Origin of the sequence: Pseudarthrobacter sp. B4EP4b (genome assembly GCF_006680095.1) — a bacterium.
In the GTDB taxonomy this organism is placed as follows: domain Bacteria; phylum Actinomycetota; class Actinomycetes; order Actinomycetales; family Micrococcaceae; genus Arthrobacter.
This window is the reverse complement of record NZ_VHIJ01000022.1, coordinates 113754-123277: the sequence shown is the minus strand read 5'-3', so window position 1 is coordinate 123277 and position 9524 is coordinate 113754. Positions and strand designations below refer to the sequence as shown.

At 66.3% G+C, this 9524-nt stretch carries 8 protein-coding genes and 3 tRNA genes; 5 read left to right on the top strand and 6 right to left on the bottom strand.

From position 1 onward, the window contains the following. Window positions 1-386 precede the first annotated feature (386 nt). The 3 genes from FNL14_RS08395 to FNL14_RS08385 all read right to left on the bottom strand — a co-directional run bounded on the left by FNL14_RS08395 (window position 387) and on the right by FNL14_RS08385 (window position 747). Window positions 387-462: transfer RNA gene (locus FNL14_RS08395), tRNA-Phe, on the bottom strand. 48 nt (window positions 463-510) lie between these two features. Continuing rightward, window positions 511-584, bottom strand: a tRNA-Asp gene (locus tag FNL14_RS08390). A 90-nt stretch (window positions 585-674) separates the two neighbouring features. Then, window positions 675-747 (bottom strand) — tRNA-Glu (locus FNL14_RS08385). A gap of 164 nt (window positions 748-911) precedes the next feature. Between FNL14_RS08385 and FNL14_RS08380 the strand changes: the two genes are divergently transcribed. The 5 genes from FNL14_RS08380 to FNL14_RS08360 all read left to right on the top strand — a co-directional run bounded on the left by FNL14_RS08380 (window position 912) and on the right by FNL14_RS08360 (window position 6265). Next, on the top strand, window positions 912-1955 hold the full coding sequence (locus FNL14_RS08380; RefSeq protein WP_142059199.1) for a PHP domain-containing protein: 1044 nt from the start codon (window positions 912-914) through the stop codon (window positions 1953-1955). A 103-nt stretch (window positions 1956-2058) separates the two neighbouring features. After that, window positions 2059-3117 (top strand): DMT family transporter, encoded by a 1059-nt coding sequence (locus FNL14_RS08375; protein ID WP_255470744.1) that lies wholly within the window; start codon window positions 2059-2061, stop codon window positions 3115-3117. A 9-nt stretch (window positions 3118-3126) separates the two neighbouring features. Then, window positions 3127-3591, top strand: a complete 465-nt coding sequence (locus tag FNL14_RS08370; protein ID WP_142059197.1) for a metallopeptidase family protein — start codon at window positions 3127-3129, stop codon at window positions 3589-3591. A 10-nt stretch (window positions 3592-3601) separates the two neighbouring features. Beyond that, window positions 3602-4522, top strand: a complete 921-nt coding sequence (locus FNL14_RS08365; protein WP_142059195.1) for a cation diffusion facilitator family transporter — start codon at window positions 3602-3604, stop codon at window positions 4520-4522. Between the two features lie 258 nt (window positions 4523-4780). Continuing rightward, complete coding sequence (locus FNL14_RS08360) at window positions 4781-6265, top strand: C40 family peptidase (RefSeq protein ID WP_142059193.1); 1485 nt, start codon at window positions 4781-4783, stop codon at window positions 6263-6265. Between the two features lie 44 nt (window positions 6266-6309). Here the strand turns inward: FNL14_RS08360 and FNL14_RS08355 are convergent, their stop codons facing one another. From FNL14_RS08355 to FNL14_RS08345, 3 genes are read right to left on the bottom strand one after another with little or no spacing between them, the layout of a single operon-like run. Further along, on the bottom strand, window positions 6310-7158 hold the full coding sequence (locus tag FNL14_RS08355; protein WP_142059191.1) for an ABC transporter permease: 849 nt from the start codon (window positions 7156-7158) through the stop codon (window positions 6310-6312). A gap of 22 nt (window positions 7159-7180) precedes the next feature. Next, window positions 7181-8203, bottom strand: a complete 1023-nt coding sequence (locus tag FNL14_RS08350) for an ABC transporter ATP-binding protein (RefSeq protein WP_142059189.1) — start codon at window positions 8201-8203, stop codon at window positions 7181-7183. Then, entirely contained in the window at window positions 8200-9474 is a 1275-nt protein-coding gene (locus FNL14_RS08345) for a hypothetical protein (RefSeq protein ID WP_255470743.1), read from the bottom strand. The genes FNL14_RS08350 and FNL14_RS08345 overlap by 4 nt, the downstream gene beginning before the upstream one ends. Between the last annotated feature and the right edge of the window lie 50 nt (window positions 9475-9524).

Sequence of the window (9524 nt, the reverse complement as noted above, 5' to 3'; positions counted from 1 at the left end):
GAGGCAGGGCAGGACGGGGGCAGCGTAGGCCGGGGGCAGGATATGGGCAGGCAGGACGCGGGGCAGCGCAGGACGGGGGGCAGCGCCGGACGTGGGCAGGATATGGGCAGGCGCAGGATGTGGGGCAGCGCCGGACGTGGGCAGGATATGGGCAGGCGCAGGACGGGGCACCCCTGGCCGCGGGCTGGAGATGGCGTAGGCAACGGAAGTCGGAGGCTTGTTCGCGGATCCGAACCATCAAGGCAAGGTTTTGCGAACAAGACCAGGACTTCGGCAGAGCCCACTGCGAAAAAGTGCGGGGACCGGGTTTAACCTAGGTCCTGGATTCACGCGGGCACCGGGTTAAAGAAGAAAAGCACCAGTTCCGAAGAACTGATGCTTCCCAGTGGTGGCTCCGACCGGCGTCGATCCGGTGACCTTTCGATTTTCAGTCGAACGCTCTACCAACTGAGCTACAGAGCCTAGGTGACTAGTCACCATGAGAGCCGGAATTGCTTCCAACAATCAGAGCGACCCTGACGGGACTTGAACCCGCGACCTCCGCCGTGACAGGGCGGCGCGCTAACCAACTGCGCTACAGGGCCTTGCGTTTCTTGCTTCACAGTATCTCTACCGCTTTTTTCAAGGCTTCCAGCCTACCAGACATTTTCTGCCTGTTTGACCAGTTCCTTGCGTACCCCCAACGGGATTCGAACCCGTGCCGCCGCCGTGAAAGGGCGGTGTCCTAGGCCGCTAGACGATGGGGGCCAGAACCCGTTCGGAACAAAACAAAAGGCGTCAAGCGAGGCTTTCCGTCTTTGTCCTTTGCGTTTCTCCGAACTGGACTCTAAAACTATAGGGCCTACTCAGGAATAATCCAAAATCGGCCAAAACACCCGTCCGGAGCGGGGAGAACAGGTGAAGATGGACTGATGGATGCCGTTGCAGCACTCAACGAGATTGCCTTCTGGCTGGAGCGCGGGCGCGCTGCCACCTTCAAGGTCCAGGCCTTCCGGAAAGCGGCGGCGGTGATCGCCCCGCTCACGCCGGAGGAAGTGGCGGCACGTGTCCGGAACGGCCGGCTGAAATCCATGAAGGGCATCGGCGACCGGACCTACCAGGTCATCCGCGAAGCGGTGGACGGCCAGGTTCCGGACTACCTCGCCGACCTCCGTGAAAAGGGCGCCCTGCCCTTGGCTTCGGGCGGCTCCACCATCCGCGAGGCCCTGCGCGGTGATCTCCACAGCCACAGTGAATGGTCCGACGGCGGATCCCCCATTGACCTCATGGTTGCGGCCGCCGGGGTGCTGGGGAGGGAGTACCTGGCGCTGACGGACCACTCCCCCAACCTCACCATCGCGAACGGACTCTCGGCCGAACGCCTCCTCCAGCAGCTGGACGTGGTGGAGGCCATCAATACCGGAAACCACCCAGGCCTGGACGGACAGCAGGACCACAAAGCACAACTGCTGACAGGCATCGAAGTGGACATCCTTGAATCCGGCGAGCTGGACCAGGATCCGGAACTCCTGGCGCGCCTGGACATCGTTGTGGCGAGCGTCCATTCCAAGCTTCGCGCCGATTCAAAAACCATGACCAAGCGCATGCTGGGCGGTATCCAGGACCCGCACACCAACGTGCTGGGCCACTGCACCGGCCGGCTGGTGGAGGGATCACGGGGGACGCGGCCGCCGTCGGACTTCGATGCCAAGGAGGTGTTCGCAGCCTGCGCCGAATACAACGTGGCCGTGGAGATCAACTCCCGGCCCGAGCGCCAGGACCCGCCGGACGCGCTGATTCAGCTGGCCCTGGACGCCGGCTGCCTGTTCTCGATCGACAGTGACGCCCACGCGCCGGGCCAGCTGGACTTCCTGCAGTACGGCGCCGAACGCGCTGAGCGCAACGGCGTTCCCGTCGACCGGATCATCACCACCTGGCCGGTGGAGCGGCTGCTGGAGTGGGCGGGATCAGCGTAGCCGCACTGCAGCGCGCCGGCCCTGCAGCTTTTTGGCAGGATCTTCGCTAGACGTGGCCGATTTCCGCCAGCCTGCCGTCCCCGTTCCCGGTTACATTGGCTGCATGCCATCAACCTCTCCGGTCAGCACCGCCGTTTCCCCGCCGCTCCCATCCAGGGTCAGGGCCCTCGGAGTGGCAGCCATGGTTACTACCGTGGTGCTGTGGGCGTCCGCCTTCGTGGGCATCCGTGCAATCGGCCCCCACTTCTCCCCCGGCTCCCTGACGCTGGGCAGGTTGGCGGTTGCCGCCGTCGTACTGTCCCTCCTGGTCCTGCCGCAACTGCTGAAGAGCCGGCTCCTTCCCAAGGGCCGCGAGTGGTGGCCCATCCTCGCCTACGGAGCCATGTGGTTCGGTGGCTACAACGTCGCGCTGAACGCAGCGGAGCACGTGCTGGACGCCGGGACCAGCGCCCTGCTCATCAACGTGAACCCGATCCTGGTGGCCGTGATGGCCGGGATCTTCCTCAAAGAAGGCTTTCCGCGCTGGCTCATCGTCGGAAGCCTGGTTGCCTTCGCCGGAGTGGCCCTGATCGCTTTCAGTTCCGGACAGCCGTCGCGGGCTGGGGAAAGTCCGACGGCGGACGTCGCGGGTGTGCTTCTCTGCCTCCTCGCCGCGGTGCTCGCCGCAGTCAGCGTCATTATCCAGAAGCCTGTACTGCGGAAGTTTCCTGCTGCCCAGGCAACCTGGTTCGGGATACTGGTGGGCGCGTTGTGCTGCCTGCCCTTCACCGGCCAACTGGTTGCCGAAGTCCAGGCCGCACCCGTGGGGGCGACACTGGGACTGGTGTATCTCGGAGTCTTTCCCACGGCGATTGCCTTCACCACCTGGGCCTATGCGCTGTCCTTGATCGATGCCGGCAAGCTCGCCGCCACCACCTACCTGGTGCCCGGCACCACCATCCTGATCTCCTGGCTCCTCCTCGGCGAGATCCCCACCGCGCTGGGCCTGGTAGGCGGCGTGGTCTGCCTGGTGGGAGTGGGACTGACCCGGCGCAGGTCCCGGCCGACGCCCCGCAAGGATGCTCCAGGGAACCCTGCAGGCGCAACTGCCAGGCACATTGCGGTACCAGCTGCAGGGGAGGCTGCTGTGGGACCAGGGGCCAAGCGGAGCCCTTCCCGCTAGAGTCGGAGTATGCCAGTCAGCCTGCCGCCGGGCCTGCCCATTATTCCCGAAGGGCCCAGCGAACCCCTGCACGCCGCCGCGCCTGCCCACCCCTTCCCGACGCAGGCGTTCAACATGTCGCCGGACGAGTTTGAGGCCGCCGTCCGGGACGCACTGGACAGCATCCCCGGCAAGCTGGCCCAGGCCATGAACAACGTGGCGGTGTTCATTGAGGACGACTATGTGCCCCGGCCCGGGGAGGACCCGGATACCGTCCTGCTGGGACTGTACGAGGGCGTGCCGCTGACCGAACGGGACTCATGGTGGGACGCCGGCTCACTTCCCGACCGCATCACGATTTTCCGCGAACCCATCCTTGAAATCTCCGGATCGCGCGAGGACGTGATCCACGAAGTGGCGGTCACGGTGGTCCACGAGATCGCGCACCATTTCGGAATTGATGACGCCCGGCTGCACGAGCTTGGCTGGGGCTAGCCTTGTAGGCATGGGACACAACCACAGCCACACACATGGGGTCACCGCAACAGGCCGGCACCGCCACCGGCTGGTGGCCGTCCTCGCCATCACCCTGGCCGTGGTCCTGGTCCAGGTGGTGGGCGCCACTCTCTCGGGGTCACTGTCCCTGCTGGCTGATGCCGGTCATATGCTCTCGGATGCTGCCGGCGTAACCATTGCCCTCCTCGCCGCCTGGATTGCCGGCCAACCGGCAAGCGACCAGAGGACCTACGGGTACCAGCGCGCCGAGGTGCTCGCCGCGCTGGCCAACGCCGTGATCCTGATTGTGATCTCAGTGGTGATCTTTACCGAAGCCATCCGGCGGATCGGGACGATACCCGAAGTACAGACGGACATTATGCTCTTCGCCGCCATCCTGGGTGCAGCCGCGAACCTGGTGTCACTGCTGATACTGAGGGGCGGGCATCAGGAAAGCCTCAATGTCCGCGGCGCCTACCTCGAAGTCCTCGGTGACCTGCTGGGCTCCTTCGCCGTGATTGCCGCCGCCGTGGTCATCATGGTTACCGGATTCCAGGCCGCGGATACCATCGCCTCCGTGCTGATCGCCCTGCTGATCCTGCCCCGCGCCTGGAGCCTGCTGCGCGATGTTGTGGATGTGCTGCTCGAAGCCAGCCCCAAGGGCGTGGAAGTCCAGATGATCCGGGAACACATCCTGTCCGTCGAGGGCGTTTCTGACGTGCACGATATCCACATCTGGACCATTACCTCCGGCGTCCCCGTCTTTTCCGCCCACGTTGTGGTGGAGGACGGTGTGCTGACCGCCCGTGGCGCCGACCAGCTGCTGGACAAGCTGGTCACCTGCCTGGGCTCCCACTTTGATACCGACCATTGCACCTTCCAGCTGGAACCGGCCACGCACTCTGAACACGAGGCCCACCAGCACGCGTAGACCAGCCTGTTTCTTGCGCCGCGGTTGCATGGTTAGGGCTCCGAGCGCCTTCGGGGGACGGGACACTGGCCCCCTCCTTGCGACACGCCGGATCGGTATACAGCCTTCGACACTTCGTTGGGCTTACTGTTACTGACGTGACTCTTGTTGCCAAAGTGCAGTACGGTCACGTAGCCTCGGACTGCTGGGGAGCAGGCCGAGGGCATAGCCCTGCCGCGGTCAGGACCTCCCGGCCCTACCGTTTCGAGGTTTCAACAGATGATTTCGACTGGATCCGGTCGCAAGGCTGCCCTCCTCACTGCCGCCGTGGTGCTGGTCACAGCACTGGCAACGCCGGCTGCGGCGGTTTCCGCGCCGCTGTCCCCCGCCATTGCCGTTCCTGCCGCTCCTGAATTGCCTTCCCCGGAGGACATTGCCGCTGCGAAAGCCAACGAAGCGGCCACAGCGGACCAGGTGGCGAACATTGAGCGCATCCTGGAGGCTGCGGCAAGCGCCCAGCAGGCCGCCTTCGCTGCCGCCATGCAGGCCAACAACGCTTACAGCGAGGCAGTGGTGGAGCTGGAGCAGCGCTCATCAGCGGCGGCAGTTGCCTCAGCGAAAGCTGCAGCTGCCCGCGGGCAGCAGGACAAAACCAGGAAACAGGTGGGACAACTTGCGGGGGACCTCTACCGCAACGGCGGGCTGAATCCCTCCCTGGGCACCTTCGTGAGCGGGAACGGTGAAACCCTTCAGCAGGCTGCCACCCTCCAGGCCATTTCCGCCAGCCGGAGCCGTACCTTCGAGGCCGCCGACGCAGCCGCCCAGTCATCAGCGTCGCTGACTGCCGCGGCGGAGGACGCCACCAGGGCGGCTGATGATGCGGCGCGCACGGCCGAAACCGCCAAGACCCAGGCGGAGCAGGCCAATGCGGCCCAGGCAAAAGCCGTGGCGGACGCCAAGGCCCAGCGCACCGTCCTGGTGGACCAACTGGCCGAGCTCCGGAACACCACGGTGGCGCTTGAATCGGCGCGCGTTGATGCCCTGGACCGGCTTCGCGAGGAAGCCCGGCTGGCGGCTGCCTTTGCAGCTGCGGAGCAGGCTTCCCGGGACCAGGCAGCTTCCCCGGCTGGCATTCCCGCCGCGGCAGCGCCGGCGGCTCCTGCTCCTGCTCCCGCTGTTCCTGCCCCGGCTGGTCCCGTACGGCCTGCACCTGCACCTGCTGCTCCGGCACCTGCACCTGCTGCTCCTGCTCCGGCACCTGCTGCTCCTGCTGTTCCTGCACCCGCGCCAGCTCCGGCACCGGCACCGGCACCCGCTCCAGCTCCAGCTCCGGCTCCGGCACCCGCACCCGCTCCAGCACCTGCGCCCGCTCCAGCACCCACCACCGGCAGCGGGACTTATGAGGCCGCAATTTCGGTGGCCATGAGCAAGGTGGGCGCTCCCTACTACTACCAATACGGTGGCACCGGCCCCTACGGCTTCGACTGTTCGGGCCTGGTGAAGGCATCCTTTGCGGCGGCCGGAAAGTATCTCCCGCGCACCGCAGGCCAGCAGTACGAAGCCGCTCCTGTCCACGTACCCCTCTCGCAGGCACGGCGGGGCGACCTGCTGGTGTGGGGCTCGCCGTCGAACTTCTATCACGTTGCCATTTACCTCGGCAACGGCCAGGTGGTGCAGGCGCTCAACCCGCAGGAGGGTATCGGTGTGACCCCGCTGAGCGCCATGGCAGGCATGGAGCTATATTCGTACGCCGCCCGCTACTGACTCCCATGCAACGCCGCCGCATGGCCTGCGGCCCGCGTTGAAAGTCAGCTGAGGACGTCCTTGGTGACAAACCGCCCGTAGGCGAGCGCGCCGAAGACGGCCACGTAACCCGCTTGTAGCGACGCGTTGTCCACAAACGAGTCCCACAACACGGGCTGGCGCAAAAGGTCCCCAAAACCGAGCCAGTAGTGGCTGAAAAGCCATGGGTGCAACCACTCCAGCTGCGGCAACTGGTCAAGGACCTGGGACACCACAGAGACCACCACTGTGGCGGCCATGGCGCCCACGGGAACCACCGTGAGCGTGGACAGGAACAACCCCACCGCGGAAAGTCCGGCCAGGGAGACCGCGAGGTACGCGGCGATCAGCAGGATGCGCACCGCGGCTTCCGGTGGCTCGATGACGTCCCCTGACAGCAACGTCACAGGACCGACAGGGAAAAGCGCCGCCCCGATCGCGGCGCCCGCCAATCCAACGGTGAGGGGCGCAGCAAGGCAGAATGCCAGTGCTGCCGCATACTTCACCAAGAGGAGCCGCACCCGGCCCGTCGGGGCAACCAGCAGGTACCTCAACGTTCCCAGGCTGGCTTCACCCGCGATGGTGTCCCCTGCCACCACTCCCACCGTGAGCGGCAGGAACAAAGGAACGGACACCAGCATGGCGGTAAAGGCGACGAACAATCCGTTCTGGGTGATGCGGTCCAGGAAAGCCGGCCCCCGTCCGGCAGGAACCGCTGACGAAATCCGCACGGCCACCGCTATCAACACCGGGATCGCCGCGAGTGCCAGCAACAGCGCCCAAGTGCGCCGGCGCCCGAACAGCACCCGGAGTTCCGAACGCAGGAGGGAAAGCCCCGATCGACGCGGCGCCGCCACCGCCGTCGCCCTGGTCAACCCCGCGCTCTCAGAATGTGCACTACTGGGCAACGTCGAACCCCTCCCCCGTCAAGGCGACAAACCGGTCCTCAAGGCTTTCGCGTTCCACGGCGAACCCCCGGACCCGGACCCCGGCCTCCACGAGCCGGGCCACAATATCCTCCGGCGCGGTGCTCCCCGGGGACAGGTTGCTTCCCGGGGAAGTGCCCTGAGCGGGTGCGTCCAGCGCCGCCGTCACCACCTGTCCGTCCTGCTGCGCTGCTGCTTCCTCCGGTGCCACCCCCAGGCTGGCGAGGACTGCCATCGCCGCCCCGGCATCTGGCGTGAGCAGGCGGATGCGGACAGTTCCGGAGCGGCGAAGCTCCGGAAGCGGCCCCTGGGCCACCAGCCGGCCGGCACTCATCACTGCCGCATGGGTACAGATCTGTTCCACTTCGGCCAGCAGGTGGCTGGACACAAAAACGGTGGTTCCGTCGGCCGCGAGGGAACGGACCAGGTTCCGCACTTCCCGGGTTCCTTGCGGGTCGAGCCCGTTGGTGGGCTCATCGAGGACCAGCAGTTCGCGGGGCGAGAGCAGGGCGTTGGCGATGCCCAGCCGCTGCTTCATGCCCAGGGAATAGGCATGGACCCGCTTGCCCGCCGCATGCCCCAGGCCCACCCTTTCCAGTGCCTGATTAACCCGGGCCTTTCGGGTGGCGGGGGCAGTATGCCGGGTAGCGGCGTCGAGGCGGTGGAGGTTCGCGGTACCGGAGAGGAACGGATAGAAGGCCGGGCCCTCCACCAATGCCCCCACCTGGGGAAGGACGTCCTGGAACCGCCCGGGCATCTCCATCCCGAGGAGCCGGACGCTCCCCGCGGATGCGGCAGCAAGGCCCAGCAGCATCCGGATGGTGGTGGTCTTGCCCGAGCCGTTAGGGCCAAGGAAACCAAAAATCGCTCCCCGGGGCACAGCCAGGTCCAGGCCGTCCACGGCCAACTGCTGCCCGAACCGCTTTGTCAGCCCCTGCGTCTCGATGGTCAGGCCGTACGTCCACGATCCGGGGCCCTGCGCGGCCCGGGTCACGGAGCCGTGGAAGCGGCTTGCAGCCTCTCCGGCGGGACCATGCCCGCGAAGATCCGGCCGTCGTCCGTGAGCAGGACGTTGAAAAGTGCGGTGGAAATCAGCCGGCCGCCAGGAACGGCGACGGCGGCCTGGGCCAGCAGCGGATTCCGGGTCAGCAGGGCATTGAGCTTTGAGCCTGCGCCGCTTTCCGCCGGAACTTCCGCTACCGCTTCCCAGCCGGACCCGGACATGTACTGCCTGGCGTGGTCCTGGATGTTCTCTGCCAGCCGGTCAGGGGTGATGTACGTTCCCGGCGTCTCGGGGAATCCTTGACCGGGCTGCCGGTAGGCGGGGTGGTTGAACTGCAGCTCCTCCACCTTGCTGCCCGGTGGCGGGGCAAAGTTGAACAGCGCTTGGTCCGGCGCTTCCAGCGAAAGGCTGGTGAATCCAGCGCTGAAGGCAGGCTCGGCAGCTCCCCTCGCAGTGACCTTCACGGAGAGCGGCATGCCAGTCTGAGAGTCGACGGCGACCGTTACCCTGCCGACGAGGGTGCCGTCAGTGCGTGGTTCCAACTGCAGGGTGTAGGCCTGCCGGCCGGCGGTTTCCACGTCCGGGCCGACGGTGACGGCGGTGGTGCTGTCAGCCATGGCCAGGAACTTTCCTGCCAGTTCCTCCGGTGTGTGGGTGGCCGGCATTCCAGTGTCGGACGGATCGGTGTGGGACGGCCCGGTTTGGGACGGCTCGCTGTGGGACGGCTCAGCCAGCGGCAGGTCATGGGCGTGGGCAGGCAGGGTCAGATGCGCGGCGGAGTTGTCCTTGGACGAGTAGAACCAGACGTCGCTGTTATGGCGGACGATGTCCCGCTCGGCGAGCCGGTCCACGACCTGGATGCGCGCGTTGGTCGGGCCGTCCATAAACACCCGCGCCGTGTGCTCGCCGGTGAGGAACTCCATAACTGAAGCCACGCTGTCGGCCGATGCGGGCCCCGACGTGGGTGGTGCAGCCGGGAGCTCCGGCAACCCCAGCTGCGAGGTCTGTTCAATGGTGCCCGAGAACGTGTGTGTCTTGTGCGAAGCGAGGAGGGCGATGACTTCAGCCGGGGTTTTCTCCGGCAGGGGGTCGCCGGCCCGTGCCGGAAGGGTTCCCGACAGCACCCCGGCGGCGATGACCGAAGGTACGGCCACCGCGGGGATCCAGCGCAGCCAAGGGCTGCGGATGACGTGGCTCACGCCGCGGTCCCTGATCTCCAGGCTTGTCCCGTGGTCGCTCCGGTGGTTGAAACTCCGGTTCATGGCTGATCGTCTCCGTCGCTGGAGCCCATAGTCCAAGGGTACGCCTCGGA